Origin of the sequence: Nocardioides zeae (assembly GCF_030818655.1) — a bacterium.
Taxonomy (GTDB): domain Bacteria; phylum Actinomycetota; class Actinomycetes; order Propionibacteriales; family Nocardioidaceae; genus Nocardioides; species Nocardioides zeae_A.
In genome coordinates, this window is sequence record NZ_JAUTAN010000001.1 from 2,001,779 (window position 1) to 2,020,511 (window position 18,733).

The following is an 18,733-nucleotide window of genomic DNA, read 5'->3' on the forward strand; positions in this document are numbered from 1 at the left end:
ACTCAGCCCGGTCGCCGGTTGCCCGCCTCGTCCCAGTGCTCGGCCACCTTCTTGCTGGGCTGCACCCGCGGCGGCTCGCCGGGCATCTTCGGGTGGTCCGGCGGGAAGCTCAGCTCCCCTCCGGGGAGGGTCTCCCACAGCTCGAGCAGCGGCTCGAGCGGGAACGCCTCGTCGTCGATCCCCGCCCAGGGGTCGCCGTCCGCGATCCGCTCGGGCACGGAGAAGAGGTGGAGCTCCCGCGAGTCGTCGAGCTCGGCCAGCTGCTCCCACGTCACCGGCGTGCTGACGGGCGCCCCCGGCCGCGGCCGCAACGACCACGCACCGGCGACCGTCCGGTCGCGGAGGTTCTGGTTGAAGTCCAGGAAGACCGAGCCCGCCGGACGCTCCTCCTTCCACCAGCTCGTCGTGGCCCCGACGTCGCGACGCTCCAGCTCGCGGCCGAGCCCGATGGCCGCGTGCCGGACCTCCTCGAACCCGTAGCGGGGCTCGATCCGCACGTACACGTGGACACCCCGGTTGCCGCTCGTCTTGACGAAGGGCCGCAGGCCCCGCTCCTCGAGCAGCTCCCGCGTCGCCGCGGCCACGCGCCGCGCGTCGGCGAAGGTCGCGCCCTCCTGGGGGTCCAGGTCGACGCGGAGCTCGTCCGGGTGCTCGACGTCGGACGCGCGCACGGCCCAGGGGTGGAACGTCAGCGTCCCCATGTGCGCGGCCCAGACCGCCGCGGCCGGCTCGGTGAGGCACAGCTCGTCGATGGGACGGCCGTTGGGCGTCGTGACGCGGCACGTCTCGATCCAGTCGGGCGCACCCTTGGGCAGCCGCTTGGAGTAGAAGCCGTCGCCCTGCTGCTGGCCCCCGGGCCCGACCGTCAGGGTCATCCCCTCCCGCCACCCGTCGGGCCACCGCTCGAGAGCGACCGGACGCTGCCCGTTGGCATGCATGAACACGTCGCCGACCGCGGCGAAGTACTCGCACACCTGCAGCTTCGTGACCTCGGGCGTGCGCTCCGTGGCCTCGAAGACCACCCGGTCCGGGCTCGAGACGCGGACCTCCCGGTCCCCTACGACGACGTGCGCGGCGGGCGTCTTGGCCATGGCTCACCGTAACCGCTCCGCCCTCGGAGCCCGTCTGGCACGATGCGCCCGTGCCGACCTGGTCCATCGTGCTGCTCGTCGTGCTGCAGGTCGCGTCGCTGGCCGCCGCGGTCACGTTCGGCGTGCTGCTGACCGTCAGCCGCCGCCGGGTGCGCCGCCTCGACGCCGAGGTCGCTGCGCTGCAGGACGCTGCTGCCCTGCCGCCGACGTCGCGCCTGCGGCTGCCCCGCCCCCGCGAGGCCGTGCGTGCGGTCTGGGAGACCGTCGAGCTGGTGCGCGACCGTGGCGTGGGCGGTGCCCTCCGGTCCTCCATCGAGGAGCTCGCGGGCTGGGCGCAGGTCGAGCGGCCCGACCTGGTGCGGCTCGCGGCCCACGACGGTCGGGTCTCGATCCTCTTCTCCGACATCGAGGGGTCGACGACCCTCAACGACCGTCTCGGCGACCGGGCGTGGGTGCGGCTCCTGGCCCGCCACGACGCGCTGGTGCGCCGCGCCGTCGAGGCCCACACGGGCCAGGTCGTGAAGACGCAGGGCGACGGCTTCATGGTCGCCTTCGGTCCGGCCACCGACGCCGTCGGGGCCGCGCTGGAGGTGCAGCACGCGCTGGCCGGCTGGCGATCCGAGCCGCGCGTGCGCGTGCGGATCGGGATCCACCGCGGCTCGGTGCTGCACCGCGACAACGACCTCTTCGGCCGCAACGTCGCGTACGCCGCGCGCGTCGCCTCCCTCGCCGACGGGGGCGAGGTGCTCGTCAGCGACGCCGTCGCCGCCGCTCTCGACGACGACGAGCGCGCCACGCTCCTCGACGCGGAGGGCAGCCGGGAGGTCGAGCTCCGCGGCATCGCCGGCACCCAGGTCGTGCACCGCCTCGTCGCGCCCTCCGCGGACGGGTGAGCCGCACCGGGTCGCGGTCCGGTCGGACCCCGGGCGCATGGACCGCGGCAGTACCGTGGGACCCATGGGTCACAAGGTCGAGAAGTCCGACGCGGAGTGGAAGGCGCAGCTCTCCCCGGCGGAGTACGCGGTGCTGCGCCAGGCGGGCACGGAGCGTGCCTTCACGGGTGAGTACACGGACACCGAGACGGTCGGCGTCTACCACTGCAAGGCCTGCGACGCGACGCTGTTCGAGTCCGAGACGAAGTTCCACTCGGGCTGCGGGTGGCCGTCGTTCTACCAGCCCGTCACCGACACGATCGAGTACATCGAGGACAACTCGCACGGCATGAAGCGGGTCGAGGTGCGCTGCGCGAACTGCGGCTCCCACCTCGGGCACGTCTTCCCGGACGGGTACGGCACCCCCACCGGCGACCGCTACTGCATCAACTCGATCGCCCTCACGCTCGAGCCGCGCCCCCAGGGCTGACGGCGGCCGCGACGGGGGCCGTCACCGGCATCCCCTGACGGCGCCAGGCCGCGAACCCGCCGACCACGTCGGTGGCGGCGGTCAGCCCGAGGCGCTGCAGCGTGTCCGCCGCCAGCGACGACGTCGTGCCCTCGGCGTCGACGACGACGACGGGGAGCTCGTACGACGCGGCCTCGATCCGGCTCGGGCTGCGCGGGTCGAGGCGCCACTCCAGGTCGACGCGCTCGAGGACGAGCGCCCCGAGGCGGGGATCGAGGTCGCCCTGCTCCCGCCGCTGGGCGGCGGGCCGCACGTCGACGAGCAGGGCGCGCCCCCACAGCACCGCCTGGTACGCCGCCCGCGGGCTCAGCCGCTGGAGGCGGGCGCGGGCGTCCGCGAGCATGTCGTCGACCCCGTCGAACCACACCTCCTCGAAGCGGCTGCCGACCGGCTCGACGAGCCGCAGCGGGCGAGCGGGGCGGGCCGTCGCGTGCCAGGTCTCGATCGCCGCCGCGCTCACAGCTGCACCCCCGCCTGCTCGACGCCGACGACCTCGAGGCGGCCGCGGGCCGCGACGTACCGCGTCATCGTGCTCAGCCGCGGCGCGTAGGCGTGCACGGAGAGCGCCGTCGTCGTGGTCTCGTTGCGCACCTCGTGCACGTGGCCGGTCGTGTAGGCGCGGGACTCGCCGCGGCCGACGTACCAGGCCGTCGGGTCCCCCAGCGCCCACGTGTTCTCGGTGAGCCGTCCGCGCAGCGTGGCGTAGGCGCCGCGCGACTCGCCGTGGTCGTGCCACCCGGTGCTGAAGCCCGGTGGCCAGGTGAGCAGCCAGACCTGCAGGTCGGGCGTCGAGCGCAGCTCGAGTGACTGGCGCTCGGGGTGGTGCAGGTCGACGAGCTGGTGGAGCTCGGGGTCCGCGGCGATCTCGCGGAGGGTCTGCAGCAGGGGCAGGAGCGCGAGGCCGGGCGGGACGCCGTCGGCGGAGGGCGCGGTCGAGGGGGCGGAGCTGTACGAGGTCATGGCTGGTCCTGGAGGCTGTGTCGTCGCCCGGCACGGACACGGGGTCCGGGGCGACAGGGGTGTGGTCGGTCAGCGAGGGCGACGACAACAGCGACACAGCGTGAGCACGGACCAATTCCTACCAGAGGGCTCGACTTGCGACGGGCGCGGCGACCACATGCTGGACGCACCGGTCCGGGTCCCGACGCGCGGAAAGGGGCACGGACGACACCTCCGGAGCGATCCGGGCTGTCGTCCGTGCCCCTTTCCGAGCTGGACCGGGGCCGACCCCGCGCAGGGTCAGGCCGGCCTCAGGGCAGGCGCTCGACCAGCTCGCGCACGGGGGTCAGCGCGCCCGTGTAGAACGGGATCTCCTCCCGCACGTGACGGCGCGCGCCGGAGGCCCGCAGGTCGCGCATGAGGTCGACGATGCGCCCGAGGTCGTCGGCCTCGAAGGCGAGCAGCCACTCGTAGTCACCCAGCGCGAACGAGCTCACCGTGTTGGCGCGCACGTCGGGGTAGGGACGCGCCATCTTGCCGTGCTCGACGAGCAGGGCGCGGCGCTCCTCGTCGGGCAGCAGGTACCACTCGTAGGACCGCACGAACGGGTACACGCACACGTGCTTCTTGACCGACTCGTCGGCGAGGAAGGCCGGGACGTGGCTGCGGTTGAACTCCGCCGGGCGGTGCAGGGCCAGCTGCGACCAGACGGGCTCGAGGCGGGTGCCGAAGGCCGTGCGGCGGAAGCGGTTGTAGGCGTCCTGGAGCTGCTCCGAGGTCTCCGCGTGCCACCACACCATGAGGTCGGCGTCGGCCCGCAGGCCGCTGACGTCGTACACGCCGCGCACCACGACGTCGTCACCGGCGAGGCTCGCGAAGAGCTTCTCGACCTCCTTGGCCTCGCGTCGGCGCTTCGCGTCGGGGCCGAGCACGCGCGCGAGGCGGAACACCGACCACATGGTGTAGCGCGACATCTCGTTGATCTCGCGCAGCTTGGCCGCGTTCGTCTTGACGTGCTCCTGCGGGTCGGCCGACGTCGCGGCGGCCGCGGTCTCCGTGGTGGTCTCCGTGGGCTCGGTGCTCATGCCCCCATTGTCGCGCAGCCGTCCCGCCGGCGGTCCGCGGGCCGGGCCCCGGGGCTCAGGCCCCGCCGAGGCCCAGCGCGGCGACGGCGAGGTCCGCGGAGGCCACCACCGCGGGGATGCCCACCCCGTCGTACGACGCGCCCGCCACCGCGAGGCCCGGGACGCGCGCGACGGCGGTGCGCACGCGTCGTACCCGGTCGGTGTGGCCGAGCGCGTACTGGGGCAGCCCGTCCGGCCAGCGCTGCACGTGGTGGGCCACGGGCTCCGCGTCGAGCCCGACGGCCGCGGCGAGCTCGGCGAGCGAGCCGGCCACGAGCTCGGCGTCGGGACGCGCGGCGTCCGTGTCGCCCGCGCGCCCGATCGACGTGCGCAGGAACCGCAGGCCTGCCTCGGCTCCGGCCGCGGCGACCCAGTCCCACTTGGCCCACGAGAAGGTCGACGCCTTGATGCGCCGGCCCTCCACGGGCGGCACGAGGAAGCCGGACCCCTCGGCGCGGGACGCGGCGACGTCCTCGCTGCGGAAGGCGAACGTCACGACGGCGACGGAGGCCGCCGTGAACGACCGGAGGCCCGCAGCCGCCGCGGGCGCGACCCCCGCGAGCAGGTCCGCCGACGGTGCGGCCGGGGTCGCCACCACCACGGCGTCCGCACGGAGGTCCTCCGCACCGGTGCCGGAGGCGAGCGTCACGACGAAGCCGTCGCCCTCCCTCCGCAGCCCGGTCGCCCGCGTGCTCGTGCGCACCGCTCCCCCGCCGGTGACCACGGCGGCGGCGAGCGCGGCCGGCAGCCGTCCCATGCCGCCCGGGATGCCGGCGAAGACGGGCGCGTCGTAGGTGCGCGGCAGCGCGGCCGCCTGCTCCAGGATCGAGCCCCGGGCGGCCATGGTCAGCAGCTGCGGCATCGCGGCCCGAGCGGAGATGCGGCGGGCGTGCCCGGCGTAGACCCCGCCGAGCAGCGGCTCCACGAGCAGGTCGGTGACCGCGGGACCAAACCGGCGGTCGACGAGGTCACCGATGGTGATGTCCTCCCCCGTCTCGACGGCCTCGGCGGGCAGGCTCGGCTCCGCGGCGACGCGGGCCAGGTCGGCGTCGTCCAGCAGGCCGGAGGCCCGGAGCTCCTCGAGGTCGCTCGGCACGCCCATGAGGCTGCGCGGCAGGGGGCGGAGCTCGCCCCGGCTCCAGATGCGGGAGGACGCGAGCGCCGGGTGGACGACCTCGAGGCCGACGGCCCGCGCCAGCGCGACCCCCTCCGGGCGGCGGTTGAGCATGGCCTCCGCGCCGACGTCGACGGTCGTGCCGGCGACCTCCGCGGTGCGCAGCTTGCCCCCGACCCGGTCGTCCGCCTCGAGCACGGTCACGCGGTGGCCGGCCCCGCAGAGCCGGTACGCCGCGGCCAGCCCCGCGACGCCCCCGCCGACCACCACCACGTGCGTGCTGCGAGCGTCGGCCGTCATGCCGACCAGCCTGCCAGAGCCGGACGGGAGCCTGGCCGGAGCCTCCGCGGTGGGCTCAGACGAGCGCGCTGAACCCGCTCCGGTGGAACACGAGCGGACCCGGCACGGCGGCGTCCCCGGGCTCCAGGGTCGGGTCGACGTGCTCGACGGCGTGCAGGCGCAGCAGCACGATCGTGTGGTCGCCGGCGACGACCTCGTTGTAGATCGTGCAGTCGAAGCTGGCCAGGCCGTCGGCCAGCGTCACCGCACCCGCCTCGGTCACCGTGACGTCCACCCCGTCGAAGCGCGACGCGACCGGGCCGGCCAGCTGCCGGCACACGGCACCGTGGTGCTCGGCCAGGATCGTGACGCCGAGGTGCCGGGCACGGCGCAGGTCGGGCCAGGTCTTGGAGCCGTTGGCGATGGAGAACGACACCAGCGGCGGGTCGAGGCTCACCGAGGTGAACGAGCTGGCGGCGAGGCCGACGAGCTCGCCGTCGACCTCGGCGGCGACGGCGACGACACCGCTGGGGAACACCCCGAACGCCTGGCGCAGGCGTGCGGGGTCGAGGTCCTGGTTGGTGGCGAACGGGGCGAGGAGGGGCGTGAGGCTCACTGGGCCGACACCTCACGCGTCCGGTCCGCGGTCGGGGACGGCGCCGGGGACGGCGCCGGGGACGGCGCCCCGAACGGCACCGACGACAGCACGGGGCGGGCGCCCAGCGGGTTGGTCCAGAGGCCCCGCCGCTCCAGCACGGGCAGCACGCCCTCGCCGAACCAGTAGGCGCCCTCGAGGTGGGGGTAGGCCGAGAGCACGAACTCGTCGATGCCCACCGAGCGGTACTCCTCGATCCGGTCCGCGATCTCCTCGTAGGAGCCCACGAGCGCCGTGCCGGCGCCGCCCCTCACGAGGCCCACGCCCGCCCAGAGGTTCGGCGAGATCTCGAGGCCGTCCTTCGTGCCGCGGTTGAGGTCGAGCATGCGCTGCTGGCCGACCGACTCGCTGCGGCGCAGGCCCGCCTGCACCCGCGCGATGGTCTCCTCGTCGATGCCCGCGAGCAGGCGGTCGGCCTCGGCCCAGGCCTCCTCGGCGGTGTCGCGCGGGATCACGTGGAGCCGGATGCCGAACCGGACCTCGCGGCCACGGCGGTCGGCGAGCTCGCGGATCCAGCGGATCTTCTCGGCGACCGCGGCGGGCGGCTCGCCCCAGGTGAGGTAGACGTCGGCGTGCTCCGCCGCGACCTCGCCCGCGGCGGGCGAGGACCCGCCGAAGTAGATGTCCGGGGTCACCTCGGGGACCGAGGCGAGGGTCGCCCCCTCGACCCGCAGGTGCTTGCCCTGGTAGGTCACCGTCTCCCCCGCCCAGAGGCGACGCACGACCTCGAGGAACTCCCCGCCCCGGGCGTAGCGCCCGTCCTTGTCGAGGAAGTCGCCGTAGGCCCGCTGCTCGCCGCTCTCGCCGCCGGTCACGACGTTGAGCAGGAGGCGCCCGCCGGTGAGGTTCTGGTAGGTCGCGGCCATCTGCGCCGCCAGCGTGGGCGAGGTCAGCCCGGGGCGGAAGGCGACGAGGAACTTCAGCCGCTCGGTCACGGGCGCGAGCATCGCGGTCGTGATCCACGCGTCCTCGCACCAGGCGCCGGTCGGCGTCAGCGCGGCCTCGAAGCCGAGCTGCTCCGCGCTCCGTGCGACCTGGCCCAGGTAGGCCACCGAGGCAGGCCGGCCCCCGCCGACCACGTCGGCGCCGTGGCCGCCGCCGACGACGTGACGTCCGTCGCCGCCGTTGGTGGGCAGGAACCAGTGGAACTTCAACGACATGGTGCTTCCTCAGATCTGGCCGTGGTTCGGGGGCAGGGTTCCGTCGACGGCGTGGCGGCCCAGGTGCTGGACCTTCCACGCGGCCGGGTCGTGCAGGGTGTGCGTGCGCGCGTTGCGCCAGTGGCGGTCGAGGTTGAGCCGCGCCAGCGCCGACCGGGTCCCGGCCACCTCGAACAGCCGCGTGCCGGCCTCGAGCGACGCGGCCGTCGACGACGCCCGGGCGGCCGCCACCGCGAGGCTCGCCTCGCCCGCCGAGGCCGCGGTGAGGTCGGCCTCCGCGGCCTCGACCGCGGCGGCCGCCTCGCGCAGCAGCGCCTCCGCCGACCGCACGGCGAGCTCCACCTCACCGAACGCGTGGACGACGAGCGGGTCCTCGGCGGCCCGCTCGACCCCGGCGTCGGGGTAGGGCCGGCTCTTGGTGGTGACGAACGCCGCCGCGTCCGCGATCGCGGCGCGCGCGATCCCGGCGTCGATGGCGGCGTGCAGGAGCTGCGCGAACGCGCCGTACACCTGGGGTCCGTCGAAGGTGAGGTGCCAGGGGGTCACGTGGGCGTCGGGGACGCGCACGCCCTCCAGGCGCACGGTGCCCGACGCGGTCGTGCGCTGGCCGAGGCCGTCCCAGTCGTCGACGACGCTGACGCCCGCGGCCTCGCGCTCGACCCACGCGACGTGGAGCGGCCCGGCCTCCCCGTCCTCGCCCGCCCCCCGGTGGGCGAGGACGGGGATCCAGTCGGCGAAGAGGGCGCCGGTGGCGTAGCCCTTCTCCCCGTCGAGGCGCCATCCCCCGCCGTCGGCGTCGGGGACCGCGGTCAGCGCCGTGCGGAACTCCCGCACGTGGCGGGTGCCGACCTCGGACTGCGCGTTGCCGAAGCGGCGGCCCGCCAGCACCTCGTCGAAGAAGAACGCGCGCTGCGCGTCGGTCGCGGCGTGCCGCAGCGCGTTGACGTAGACGAAGTGGCTGTGCGGGATCTGCGCCACGTTGGGGTCGCCCGTCGCCAGCAACCGGGTGACCTCCGCCGCCGCCACCGCACCGAGCCCCGGACCGCCGAAGGCGGTCGGGACCGTGATCCCCTGCAGCCCGCTCGCCGCGAGGCGGTCGAGCGGCTCGGCCGGGAGCACCCGCTCCGCGTCGCGCTCGGCCGCCCCCGCGGCCAGGTACGACGCGAGCTCGGCCGCCACCTCGACCGCCTGGTCGGCGTCGAGGACGGGCGGTCGGTGCCCCACGGGGAGGGTGGAGACCGGTGCGGTGCCGGCGGCGGTCACGGGTCAGCCCACCCGCTCCAGCTCGGCGGCCTCGAGCTCCCGGACGAGCGGCAGGATGCGCTCGCCGAAGTACTGGACGTCCTCGTGGTAGTGCAGGAAGCCCAGGAGGAGCAGGTTGGCGCCCTGCCGCTTGTAGGTGAGGATCCGCTCGGCGACCTGCTCCGGCGTGCCGACGAGACCCGTGCGGAACCCGTCGTTGTACTGCACCAGGTCGGCGAACTCCGAGTCCTGCCACATGCCCTTGCCGTCGCCGGTCGAGCGGCCGGCCTGCTTGACGGCCTCGCCGAAGCCCTCGACCGCCTCGCGGTCCGCCTTGTCGACGATCTCGCGCAGCACGTCGCGGGCCTCGGCCTCGGTGTCGCGGGCCACGAGGAACCCGTTGACGCCGAACTTCACGGTGCGGCCGTGGACGTGGGCGACCTCGGACACGTCGCGCACCTGCTCCGCGATGCCCTCGGGCGTGTTGCCGTTGGCGAAGTACCAGTCCGAGACGCGGCCGGCCTGGCCGCGCGCCGCCGTCGAGTTGCCGCCCTGGAAGATCTCCGGGTGCGGCCGGCCGGGCAGGTCGAGCGGCTTCGGCTTGAGGTCGAAGTCGTGCAGCCGGTAGAAGTCGCCCCGGAGCTCCGCGTGCTCGCTCGTCCAGATCTCGCGCAGGTAGCGGATGAACTCCTCGCTGCGCCGGTAGCGCTCCCCGTGCTCGAGCCACGGCTCGCCCAGCTTCGTGAACTCGTCCTTGAACCAGCCCGACACCACGTTGGTGGCGATCCGGCCCCCCGTGAGGTGGTCGGCGGTCGTCAGCCACTTCGCCAGCACGCCGGGCTGCCAGAGCCCCGGGTGCACGGCCGCGATGACCTTCAGCCGCTCGGTGGCCAGCGCCAGGGCGAGGCTGAAGCTCGTCGACTCGTGCTGGTACGCCGCGCCGTACGACGCGATGTAGCGCACCTGGCTCAGCGCGTACTCGAACCCGTTGTCCTCGGCCAGCCGGGCGAGGGTCTTGTTGTAGTCGTAGGACCAGTCGGTGCGCTGCTCGACCTTGCTCACCACGAGGCCGCCCGAGACGTTGGGCACCCAGTAGGCGAACTTCAGCGGCTCGGCGTGCGCACGGCGCACGGCCTCCGCGTGGACGTCGGTCATGAGACCTCCTCACGTTCGTGGTCGATGAACTCGACCGTAATAGTTGACTTTGGGCGGACCACGCCGGGTCCGCGATGTGGACGGGCGTCCCGCTCGTCGGACGGTGCTGACCTCATCCGACCACCTCCGCGACGGGCACGGCCCGCGGCGACCAGTCGGCCCGGTCGCGCTCGGTGCGACCGATCGCCCAGGCGTAGGGCGGCGGGGTGCCGTTGACCTCGGCATCCCCCACGACGCGGGCCTTGAGGATGCGCGGGTTGTGGGACGCGACCGTGCGCGCGTTGCGCCAGTGCCGGTCGAGCCCCTTGTCCTGCGCGGTCCCCGAGGCACCGAGGGCGTCGAAGAGGTCCGACGTGGCCCGCAGCACCAGGTCGGTGACCACGACCTGGGCAGCGGACGACTCCAGCTCGGCGACCTCGGCGCGCGCCGCCGCCTCGGCCGCCCCGAGCGTCGCCGCCCCGTGGGCCTCGTCGAGCGCGTCCGCCACCCGCAGCGTGACGGCCTCCGCGGCGTACACCGCCGAGGCGATCTCGCCGACCCGCGCCAGCACCTGCGCGTCGTCGCGGACGCGGGGGGCGTTCGCGTGGGAGTAGGTGCGCTCCCGGCCGCGGACGTGCCGCACCACGTCGGTCAGCGCTGCCCGGCCGATGCCGGCGAGCGTCGCCAGCAGGTTCAGCTGGTAGAGCGCGGTCTGGTAGGGGAACCGCTCCTCGAAGGGCAGCACGTCGGCGGCGGCGACCCGGGCGTCGACGAAGACCGCCGTGCCGGAGCCCGTGCCGACCTGGCCGAAGCCGTTCCAGTCGTCGTGCACCGAGACGCCGGCCTGGTCGGTGTCGACGACCGCGATGGCGAACCCGCCGACCTCGTCCCCGCGCCGCACGTAGACGTCCGCCCACTCCGCGAAGATCGTGCCGGTCGTGTAGTACTTCGTGCCGTCGAGGCGGAACTGGCCGTCACCCGCCGGGCGGAGCACCGTGCCCTGGGTGTCGATGGCCGTGGCGCCCACCTCCGACCAGGCGTTGCCGGCGACCTGGCCGCGGACGAACCGGTCGAACCAGAGCTCCTGCCCGCCCTGCCGGGCGTGGTGCCAGAGCCGGTCCTCGGCGAAGGCGAAGTGACCGCGGAGCACCTGGGCGAGGTTGTTGTCGGCCGCGGCGAGATCGATCCAGAGCTGGGTCAGGTCGGCCAGCGAGGCCCCGGCACCCCCGTGCTCCCGGGGCACCCGGACCGCCCCGAAGCCGGACTGCTTGAGCAGCTCGACCTCGTCGACGGGCAGGCGGCGGTCGAGCTCACGCTCGAGGGCGCCGGCGGCGATGGTGGCGAGGACGGGCGCGAACCGGGCGCGCAGCTCCTCCAGTCCCGGCGAGCGCCGGGTGCGATCGAGGGTCATGGCGCGCTCCTCACGTGTACCAGGTCGGCTCGGGCAGCTCGTCCAGCAGCACGTAGCGGCCGACCTCGGCGCGCTTGTGGGCGACCGGGTCGTGCAGCGAGTGCGTGCGGACGTTGCGCCAGAAGATGTCGAGGCCGACGTGGTTCGCGCTGGCCCGGGCGCCGGTGACCTCGAAGACCTTCGTGCCGATCTCGAGGCCGACGTCGATCGCCACCTGCTTCGAGGCCGCGATGACCACGGCCGCCTCGCCGCGCTCCTCCGGCGTCACCGTGTCGGCGTGGTCGTTGATCCGCTCGAGCAGCTCCGCCGCGCGGTCCGCGAGGGCCTCCGCCGCCCAGAGCTTGGCGGTCAGGTCGCCGTAGGTCTCCTGCACGTGGAACTCGTCGACCGCCCGCTCCTTCACGTCCGCGGCGTAGGGCCAGGCGCGCGTCGTCCCGCGGGTGTACGTCGCGGCCGTGCGCAGCGCGCCCTGGGCGATGCCGAGGTAGAGGTTGGTGAAGACGACCTGGATGATGGGCACGTTGAGCGTGTTGTAGACCCGAGGCACGAACTCGTGACCGGTCTCCGTCGCGACGTACCCCGCGGCCGAGGCCCAGTCCACCCGCACGTCGTCGATCTCCACCGAGCCCGATTCCGTGAGCCGCTGCCCGAGGTTGTCCCAGTCGCCCGCGAAGCGCAGGCCCGGCTGGTCGGTGGGCACGATCGCGAAGACGTGCTGGTCGGTGCCCTCGATGACGCCCTCCAGCACGGTCACGTCGGAGACCCGGCCGCCGGTCGAGAACGACTTGCGGCCGTTGAACGACAGCTGCTGGCCGTCCGGACCGTCGACGAGCCGGATCACGAGGTCCTCGTCGCGCGGGTTGACCGCACCCCCGAAGAACCACTCCTGCTCGCCGGCGGCCTGCTCCACCGCGGCGATCTGCTCGGGGGTGCCCACGAGGCGGGCGGCCCACGCCCAGAGGTAGTGGTAGCCGAGCAGCTGCCCGATCGAGCCGTCGCCCGCGGAGACCGCGCGCACCACCTGCAGCGCCGTCGTCCAGCTCTCGCCGGCGCCGCCGTGGGCGGCGGGCGCGAGGAGGGTCACGAGACCGGACTGCTTGAGCAGCCGCACCTCGTCGTGCGGGACCGCACCGCGACGGTCGCGGTCGACGGCGTCGAGGGAGAGGCGGTTGGCCACCGCGTGGGCCCGCTCGATCCAGCCGGCGGACGTGGTGGGCGTCGGCCCCCACTCCGGGGCGCGCGTGGCGTCCGCCGGGGCGGCGGACGTGGTGGGGAGGGACATGGTTGCTCCTTCTCGTCAGGTACGACGGGGGCCCGATCCCCATCGTCGCGTAATGTCGAGCAACTTAGGTGACTTTGTGCGGTAGCCGCGGCCGTCCCACATCGCGGAAGTGGTTGCGCAGCCGCCCGGAACCGTCGGGCGCCGTCCCGCGTCGAAGCGGCATGAACCGCACCGGGACCCTCCTCGCCCTCGCCCTCACCACGACGGTCGCCCTGACCGCCTGCAGCAGCAGCGACGGTGGCGACAGCGCCACCCACGGCAACGACGGGTCCGCCAGCTCGGAGCGTCTCGAGGACCGGTCGGACGGCGCCGCGGCGCCACCGGCGGCCCCGTCCGAGGGCGCCGAGGGCGCCGACGTCGGCGGCGGGGGCGGGGGCAGCTCGGCCGAGGGAGCGCCACCGGCGGCCACCACCGCACCCGAGCCCGCGGCGGTGATCGCGACGGGCACGATCGACCTGGTCGCCGACGACGTCGCCGAGACCCGCCGCGACGTCCAGCGACTGGCCGACGAGGCCGGTGGCCGCGTGGCCGGGGAGGAGACCACGACCGACCGCGACGGGGTGATGGACGGCAGCCGCCTCGAGCTCCAGGTGCCCAGCGCCGCCTTCGACGACACGATGACCGCCGTCGAGGAGGTGGCCGCGACCGCGTCGAGCACGCGGTCGCTGGAGGACGTCGGCACGGAGATCGTCGACACCGAGGCCCGCATCCGCGCGCAGGAGCAGAGCCTGACCCGCATCGAGGCGCTGCTGGCCGAGGCGGAGGACCTCACCGAGCTGGTGGCGATCGAGAGCGAGCTGACGTCGCGCCAGGCCGCGCTCGACAGCCTGACCTCCCAGCTCGACTACCTGCAGGACGCGACGTCCTACTCCACCATCACCGTCTACGTGGAGCGGACCGACGAGGCGGTCGCCGACGAGGAGACCGACGAGGGGCGCGGCGGCTTCCTCGGCGGGCTCACGGACGGCTGGGACGGTCTGACCGGCGCACTGGGGGCCGTCGCCGTCGCCGTCGGCCTGCTGCTCCCGTGGCTGCTGCTGCTCGCCCTCGTGGGCGTGCCCCTGACGTGGGGCGTGCGGCACCTCCGTCGGCGCCGGACCTCGCCGGCGGCGACGGGCGCGACCGGGGCGACCGGGGCGAGCACGGAGCGACCCGAGCCGGACCTGCCCACGCATCCCGGCCGGCCCTGATCACCAGATTCAGGGGCCGGCGCAACGCCTGCTCAGGGAGCGCGGTGCGCCTGGTCGGAGCGCAGGGCGGCCTCGACGGCGCCGGCGACGCTGGCGGGGTCGTCGCCGGCGTGGGTCACGACCACGACGGTGGCACCACCCGCGCCTGCTCCCCCGCCGGCTCCCCCACCCGGTCCCCCACCCAGGCCCTCGCGCCGGTCGCCGAACAGCTCGACGACCTTGGTCATGGCGGCGTCGAACTCGGCCACCGGGTCCTCGGCGAGCCCGCGCAGCCAGCGGCGGAGCACGACGTTGTGGGCCGTGATGACGCTGCCCGCCATGAGCTCGGCCCGCAGCTCGTCCCCCATCCAGGTGCGGATGTACTCGCGGAACGCCCGCTGGTACTGCTGCATCCCGGCGATCTCACGCTCGCGCAGGCTGGGCACGGAGCGGGTGAGGTCGTAACGACGCTGGGCCAGCTCGCCCTCGTTCAGGTAGTGCTTGAGCACGAGGCGCGAGGCCTCGAAGACGGCGACCAGGCTGTGCCGCTCGGAGGCGGCGTCGAGCCGCCCGCGCACCTGCTCCAGCAGCTCGTCGTGGTGGGGGAAGATCACCTCCTCCTTCGAGCGGAACGCCCGGAAGAAGGTGGTGCGCCCGACGCCGGCCCGCTCGGCGATGGCGTCGACGGTCGTGCCGTCGTACCCCTGCTCGTCGAAGAGCTCGAAGGCCGCCTGCTGGAGGCGCTCGCGCACCGTCGGCCGCGGCCGTCCGTTCTCGCTCGTCGCCATGCTCCGCATCCTAGGCACCCCTGACCTCCGGTCCGTCCCGGCGACCCGGCGCCTCCTCCCGACGTCGTGCGAACGCCGGTCCGCCTGTACGGTACTCAGTACCGCATCTAGAGGAGGACCAGGGTGAACCACACCAGTGCCACCAACGTCGGCGTCGTGGGCTGCGGGCTCATGGGCGCGGGCATCGCCGAGGTCGCCGCCCGCAGCGGGCACGACGTCGTCGTCGTCGAGTCGGACGAGGCCCGCGCCACCGCCGGGCGCGACCGGCTGGAGGCGTCGCTGCAGCGCGCCGAGGCCAAGGGCAAGATCCCCAGCGCCGCCGACGTGCTGGCGCGGATCCGCGTCGTCACCGTCATGGAGGAGCTCGCCGACCGCGACCTCGTGGTCGAGGCCATCGTCGAGGACGAGGCCGCCAAGACCGCTCTCTTCCGCCAGCTCGACGCGATCGTGACGTCACCCGACGCGATCCTGGCCTCCAACACCTCGTCGATCCCGATCATGAAGCTGGCGGTCGTCACCTCGCGCCCCACCCACGTGCTCGGCATCCACTTCTTCAACCCGGTGCCGGTGCTGAAGCTCGTCGAGATCGTGCCCAGCCTGCTCACCGACCGCGAGACCGTCGCGCGCTCCCGCACCTTCGTCGAGGGGCTCGGCAAGGAGCCCATCGACTGCCAGGACCGCGCCGGCTTCGTCGTCAACGCGCTCCTCATCCCGTTCATCCTGTCGGCCATCCGCATGTTCGAGTCCGGCTTCGCCACGGCGGAGGACATCGACCGCGGCCTCGTGCTCGGCGCCGCCCACCCCCAGGGGCCGCTCGCCCTGGCCGACCTCATCGGGCTCGACACCACCAAGGCGGTCGCGGAGTCGCTCTACGAGGAGTTCAAGGAACAGCTCTACGCCCCGCCGCCGCTCCTCGCGCGGATGGTCGAGGCCGGGCTGCTGGGTCGCAAGACCGGCCGCGGCTTCTACACCTACGACAAGTGAGGGGTCGAGCATGAGCACGTTCGACCTGTTCCGGATCAACGAGGACCACGAGGCGCTGCGCGACGCGGTCCGCACGGTCGTCGCGGCCAAGGTGGCCCCCCATGCCGCGGCCGTCGACGAAGAGGCGCGCTACCCCCAGGAGGCCCACGACGCGCTCGTCGCCGCGGACTTCCACGCACCCCACGTGGCCGAGCAGTACGACGGGGTCGGGGCCGACGCCCTCGCGACCTGCATCGTCATCGAGGAGGTCGCCCGCGCCTGCGTCTCGTCCTCCCTCATCCCGGCCGTCAACAAGCTGGGCTCGATGCCGCTCGTCCTGGGCGGCTCGGAGGAGCTGAAGCAGAAGTACCTCCCGCCGCTCGCCCGCGGCGAGGGCTTCTTCTCCTACGGCCTCTCCGAGCGCGACGCCGGCTCCGACACGGCGTCGATGCGGACCCGGGCGACGGCGGACGGCGACGACTTCGTCCTCTCCGGGCAGAAGTCGTGGATCACCAACGCCGGCGTCTCGGAGTTCTACACGGTGCTGGCCGTGACGGATCCCGATGCTCCCCGGGGCAAGGGCATCTCCGCGTTCGTCGTGGAGAAGTCGGACGCGGGCTTCACCTTCGGCGAGAAGGAGAAGAAGCTCGGCATCAAGGGCTCCCCCACCCGCGAGCTGCTCTTCGACCACGTGCGCATCCCCGGCGACCGGATGATCGGCGAGCCGGGCACCGGTCTCCAGCTCGCGCTCCGCACGCTCGACCACACCCGCGTGACCATCGGCGCCCAGGCCGTCGGCCTCGCCCAGGGCGCGCTCGACTTCGCCGTGGGGTACGTCAAGGAGCGGAGCCAGTTCGGCAAGCACATCGCCGACTTCCAGGGCATCCAGTTCATGCTCGCCGACATGGCCATGGAGCTCGAGGCGGCCCGCCAGATGGTGTACGTCGCGGCCGCCAAGTCGGAGCGGGGCGACGCCGACCTCCCGTTCTTCGGGGCCGCCGCGAAGTGCTTCGCCTCCGACGTGGCGATGAAGGTGACGACGGACGCGGTGCAGCTGCTCGGCGGCTACGGCTACACGAGCGACTTCCCGGTCGAGCGCATGATGCGCGACGCCAAGATCACCCAGATCTACGAGGGCACCAACCAGGTGCAGCGCGTCGTCATGGCGCGGCAGCTGCTCGCCGGCTGAGCCACCCGCGCCCACGACAACGCCCGCCCCGCTGCTGCAGCGGGGCGGGCGTCGTGCGTACGGCGCCGGACGGCCGGCGATCGTCAGTCGATGACGGCGGGTCCGGTGTGGTCGTCGTCGAGCCACTCGTCCTCACGGCCGAGGAACGAACGCGGGTCGTCCTCGTCGCGGTCACGACGGCGCCCGGCACCGCGGCCGGCCGTCGAGCCGCCACCGGTCGCCCCGCGGCCGCCGGCGCCGCCCGGGCCACCACGCCCACCACGACCACCGGCGCCGCCCCGGCCACCGGCACCGGCACCGCCACGGGTGTTGGCTCCCGCACCGGCCATGCCGCGGCCGGCCGTGGCGCCACCGCCGCGGGCGGCACCGCCCTGACCGCCGCCGGCCACGAAAGGTCGGCTCGAGCCTGCGGCAGAGCCGCTGCCCAGCAGCCCGCCACCGCCCGCACGCATCGCCGCCGAGAGACCGGCACCAGCGGCCACGCCGCCCGCGACGGCGCTGCCCGCGAGGCCTCCGCCGCCGCCCCCGGCACCGACGACGCCCGGCGAGGCACCGCCGCCGAAGGCCGGCGGGACCCCCGGACGCGCCTCGAGCAGACCGTTCTCACCCGGGACGCCGGGCGTGAAGGTGCCGGGACCCACCGGGAGCACAGGGTTCGTGGGGTGGACCGGCGTGGGCCGGACGCCGTCGGGGTCGTGGTCGGGTCGGTCGGGGCGGTCAGGGCGGTCGGGGTCGCGCGGCTCCCAACCGACGAGCTCGACCTCGCCGCGGTCGTCGCCCCCGGGGCGCGTCGGACGGTTGATCCCGGGGCCGACGGGGCCGTTGCCGCCGCCCTGGTTGCCCGGACCGGCCGGCGACTGCGCGTTGATCTTCGCGTAGTCGTCCGCCGCGGTGTCCAGGCCGGTCTGGAGGTTCTGGTAGATCTGGCGGCACTGCTCCTCGCGGGCCGCGACGGCCGCAGCGTGCTGGTTGGCCGCCTGCTGGTTCGCCTGCTCGATCGAGGTGCGCTCCTCGGGCGTGGCGAGCGGCAGGGGCGTCTCGGGCGTGGGGGCGGCCGGTACTCCCGCCACCGCGGCGAACTGCGTCCGCGCGGTCGAGAGCGAGCCGGCGGCGGCGGTCGCCGCGCCCTCACCGATGGCCAACCGGCCCGACCGGTAGTCCAGCGCCTCCCGCATCGCCGTCACGGACGCAGCCATGGCCTGCCGGGTGTTCTCACCGAGCGCGTCGTCGGCGAGCACCTCGGCCAGCGCCTCCTCGAGGCCCTGGCCCACCGTCGTCGCGCCCTGGGACCCGGTCTGCCAGACGACCGGGTCGTTGTCGACAGCGACGTCGTCGACGCCGGAGAGCGCCTCGACGAGGCGGCTCTCCCAGTAGCCCGGCCCGCTCATGCCAGCATCGCCCGCAGGCTGCCGCCGGCACCCGCGACCGCCGCGGCCACGGCACGCACGGTCGCCTCGGCGTACTCGTCCGTGAGCCGCAGCTCGGCGGCCGCCTGGTCGAAGGCCTCGATGAGCCCCTCGATCTGGCCGAGGTCGCGCTGGATCGCGGTGCCCTGCGTGGAGACGGCGCCCGTGCGCTGCGTCGCCACGCGGGCCGCGGCCGGAGAGCCGCCGAAGCTGATGCTCGGCAGCGCCCCGACGTTCATCAGCTCGGCCTGACCCTGCTGGCTCATGGTGAGGAGCAGGTTGCGGATGCGCTGGATGGATGCCTCGTCCAACGTCGTGACGTTTCCCATGACGTCTCGCCCTTCCCGGAGAATGCGGCGCCCCCCGTCAGGCGCCGCGAGGGTTGT

18 protein-coding genes and 1 pseudogene are annotated in these 18,733 nt (G+C 74.3%); 5 read left to right on the plus strand and 14 right to left on the minus strand.

Annotated features, from left to right (window positions below):
- Window positions 1–2: 2 nt before the first annotated feature.
- Window positions 3–1,091 (minus strand): DNA polymerase domain-containing protein, encoded by a 1,089-nt coding sequence (locus QE405_RS09485; RefSeq protein ID WP_307200063.1) that lies wholly within the window; start codon window positions 1,089–1,091, stop codon window positions 3–5.
- A 50-nt stretch (window positions 1,092–1,141) separates the two neighbouring features.
- On the opposite strand from QE405_RS09485, the gene QE405_RS09490 reads away from it, so the two are divergent.
- Window positions 1,142–1,984 carry an adenylate/guanylate cyclase domain-containing protein gene (locus QE405_RS09490; RefSeq protein WP_307200065.1) on the plus strand — a complete coding sequence of 281 codons (843 nt, stop codon included), beginning with the start codon at window positions 1,142–1,144 and terminating at the stop codon, window positions 1,982–1,984.
- A 64-nt stretch (window positions 1,985–2,048) separates the two neighbouring features.
- Entirely contained in the window at window positions 2,049–2,453 is a 405-nt protein-coding gene (gene msrB / locus QE405_RS09495; RefSeq protein ID WP_307200067.1) for a peptide-methionine (R)-S-oxide reductase MsrB, read from the plus strand.
- Here the strand turns inward: msrB and QE405_RS09500 are convergent.
- The 10 genes and pseudogenes from QE405_RS09500 to QE405_RS09545 all read right to left on the minus strand — a co-directional run bounded on the left by QE405_RS09500 (window position 2,425) and on the right by QE405_RS09545 (window position 12,832).
- Window positions 2,425–2,952 carry a rhodanese-like domain-containing protein gene (locus QE405_RS09500; RefSeq protein ID WP_307200069.1) on the minus strand — a complete coding sequence of 176 codons (528 nt, stop codon included), beginning with the start codon at window positions 2,950–2,952 and terminating at the stop codon, window positions 2,425–2,427. The two genes, msrB and QE405_RS09500, sit on opposite strands and share 29 nt — an antisense overlap.
- Entirely contained in the window at window positions 2,949–3,452 is a 504-nt protein-coding gene (locus tag QE405_RS09505; RefSeq protein ID WP_307200070.1) for a cysteine dioxygenase, read from the minus strand. Before QE405_RS09505 ends, QE405_RS09500 begins: the two co-directional genes overlap by 4 nt.
- 290 nt (window positions 3,453–3,742) lie before the next feature.
- Window positions 3,743–4,516, minus strand: a complete 774-nt coding sequence (gene hemQ, locus QE405_RS09510) for a hydrogen peroxide-dependent heme synthase (RefSeq protein WP_373459455.1) — start codon at window positions 4,514–4,516, stop codon at window positions 3,743–3,745.
- A gap of 55 nt (window positions 4,517–4,571) precedes the next feature.
- Window positions 4,572–5,999, minus strand: a pseudogene (gene hemG, locus QE405_RS09515) (protoporphyrinogen oxidase); the annotation flags it as partial.
- A 25-nt stretch (window positions 6,000–6,024) separates the two neighbouring features.
- Window positions 6,025–6,564, minus strand: coding sequence for a flavin reductase family protein (locus QE405_RS09520; RefSeq protein ID WP_307200072.1), 540 nt, complete (start codon window positions 6,562–6,564; stop codon window positions 6,025–6,027).
- Window positions 6,561–7,763, minus strand: coding sequence for an LLM class flavin-dependent oxidoreductase (locus QE405_RS09525; protein ID WP_307200074.1), 1,203 nt, complete (start codon window positions 7,761–7,763; stop codon window positions 6,561–6,563). The genes QE405_RS09520 and QE405_RS09525 overlap by 4 nt, the downstream gene beginning before the upstream one ends.
- A 9-nt stretch (window positions 7,764–7,772) precedes the next feature.
- A complete protein-coding gene (locus QE405_RS09530) occupies window positions 7,773–9,026 on the minus strand; it encodes an SfnB family sulfur acquisition oxidoreductase (RefSeq protein WP_307200076.1) in 1,254 nt (417 codons plus the stop codon).
- A gap of 3 nt (window positions 9,027–9,029) precedes the next feature.
- Window positions 9,030–10,160 (minus strand): dimethylsulfone monooxygenase SfnG, encoded by a 1,131-nt coding sequence (gene sfnG / locus QE405_RS09535; protein WP_307200078.1) that lies wholly within the window; start codon window positions 10,158–10,160, stop codon window positions 9,030–9,032.
- Window positions 10,161–10,272: 112 nt separating this feature from the next.
- Window positions 10,273–11,550: an acyl-CoA dehydrogenase family protein gene (locus QE405_RS09540; RefSeq protein ID WP_307200080.1), complete on the minus strand. Its 1,278-nt coding sequence runs from the start codon at window positions 11,548–11,550 to the stop codon at window positions 10,273–10,275.
- A gap of 10 nt (window positions 11,551–11,560) precedes the next feature.
- Entirely contained in the window at window positions 11,561–12,832 is a 1,272-nt protein-coding gene (locus QE405_RS09545) for an acyl-CoA dehydrogenase family protein (protein WP_307200082.1), read from the minus strand.
- 161 nt (window positions 12,833–12,993) lie between these two features.
- On the opposite strand from QE405_RS09545, the gene QE405_RS09550 reads away from it, so the two are divergent.
- Window positions 12,994–14,022 (plus strand): DUF4349 domain-containing protein, encoded by a 1,029-nt coding sequence (locus QE405_RS09550; RefSeq protein ID WP_307200083.1) that lies wholly within the window; start codon window positions 12,994–12,996, stop codon window positions 14,020–14,022.
- A 32-nt stretch (window positions 14,023–14,054) separates the two neighbouring features.
- On the opposite strand, the gene QE405_RS09555 is transcribed toward QE405_RS09550, so the two are convergent.
- Window positions 14,055–14,789: a TetR/AcrR family transcriptional regulator gene (locus QE405_RS09555; protein ID WP_307200085.1), complete on the minus strand. Its 735-nt coding sequence runs from the start codon at window positions 14,787–14,789 to the stop codon at window positions 14,055–14,057.
- A 123-nt stretch (window positions 14,790–14,912) separates the two neighbouring features.
- Between QE405_RS09555 and QE405_RS09560 the strand changes: the two genes are divergently transcribed.
- The gene (locus tag QE405_RS09560; protein ID WP_307200086.1) at window positions 14,913–15,773 is read left to right on the plus strand and encodes a 3-hydroxybutyryl-CoA dehydrogenase; all 861 of its coding nucleotides are present in this window, start codon (window positions 14,913–14,915) and stop codon (window positions 15,771–15,773) included.
- 10 nt (window positions 15,774–15,783) lie between these two features.
- On the plus strand, window positions 15,784–16,941 hold the full coding sequence (locus QE405_RS09565) for an acyl-CoA dehydrogenase family protein (RefSeq protein WP_307200088.1): 1,158 nt from the start codon (window positions 15,784–15,786) through the stop codon (window positions 16,939–16,941).
- An 83-nt stretch (window positions 16,942–17,024) separates the two neighbouring features.
- Here QE405_RS09565 and QE405_RS09570 read toward each other — a convergent pair whose 3' ends face one another.
- The gene (locus tag QE405_RS09570) at window positions 17,025–18,329 is read right to left on the minus strand and encodes a hypothetical protein (protein ID WP_307200090.1); all 1,305 of its coding nucleotides are present in this window, start codon (window positions 18,327–18,329) and stop codon (window positions 17,025–17,027) included.
- Window positions 18,326–18,676, minus strand: coding sequence for a hypothetical protein (locus tag QE405_RS09575; RefSeq protein ID WP_307200092.1), 351 nt, complete (start codon window positions 18,674–18,676; stop codon window positions 18,326–18,328). Before QE405_RS09575 ends, QE405_RS09570 begins: the two co-directional genes overlap by 4 nt.
- Window positions 18,677–18,733: the final 57 nt, after the last annotated feature.

What these genes read in the sequence shown, in the direction of transcription:
- msrB (WP_307200067.1), top strand. Translation starts at nt 2,049, where the DNA reads ATGGGTCACAAGGTCGAGAAGTCCGACGCGGAGTGGAAGGCGCAGCTC.
- QE405_RS09570 (WP_307200090.1), bottom strand. Translation starts at nt 18,329, where the DNA reads ATGAGCGGGCCGGGCTACTGGGAGAGCCGCCTCGTCGAGGCGCTCTCC.
- QE405_RS09550 (WP_307200083.1), top strand. Translation starts at nt 12,994, where the DNA reads ATGAACCGCACCGGGACCCTCCTCGCCCTCGCCCTCACCACGACGGTC.
- sfnG (WP_307200078.1), bottom strand. Translation starts at nt 10,160, where the DNA reads ATGACCGACGTCCACGCGGAGGCCGTGCGCCGTGCGCACGCCGAGCCG.
- QE405_RS09545 (WP_307200082.1), bottom strand. Translation starts at nt 12,832, where the DNA reads ATGTCCCTCCCCACCACGTCCGCCGCCCCGGCGGACGCCACGCGCGCC.
- QE405_RS09525 (WP_307200074.1), bottom strand. Translation starts at nt 7,763, where the DNA reads ATGTCGTTGAAGTTCCACTGGTTCCTGCCCACCAACGGCGGCGACGGA.
- QE405_RS09485 (WP_307200063.1), bottom strand. Translation starts at nt 1,091, where the DNA reads ATGGCCAAGACGCCCGCCGCGCACGTCGTCGTAGGGGACCGGGAGGTC.
- QE405_RS09555 (WP_307200085.1), bottom strand. Translation starts at nt 14,789, where the DNA reads ATGGCGACGAGCGAGAACGGACGGCCGCGGCCGACGGTGCGCGAGCGC.
- QE405_RS09540 (WP_307200080.1), bottom strand. Translation starts at nt 11,550, where the DNA reads ATGACCCTCGATCGCACCCGGCGCTCGCCGGGACTGGAGGAGCTGCGC.
- hemQ (WP_373459455.1), bottom strand. Translation starts at nt 4,516, where the DNA reads ATGAGCACCGAGCCCACGGAGACCACCACGGAGACCGCGGCCGCCGCG.
- QE405_RS09505 (WP_307200070.1), bottom strand. Translation starts at nt 3,452, where the DNA reads ATGACCTCGTACAGCTCCGCCCCCTCGACCGCGCCCTCCGCCGACGGC.
- QE405_RS09575 (WP_307200092.1), bottom strand. Translation starts at nt 18,676, where the DNA reads ATGGGAAACGTCACGACGTTGGACGAGGCATCCATCCAGCGCATCCGC.
- QE405_RS09565 (WP_307200088.1), top strand. Translation starts at nt 15,784, where the DNA reads ATGAGCACGTTCGACCTGTTCCGGATCAACGAGGACCACGAGGCGCTG.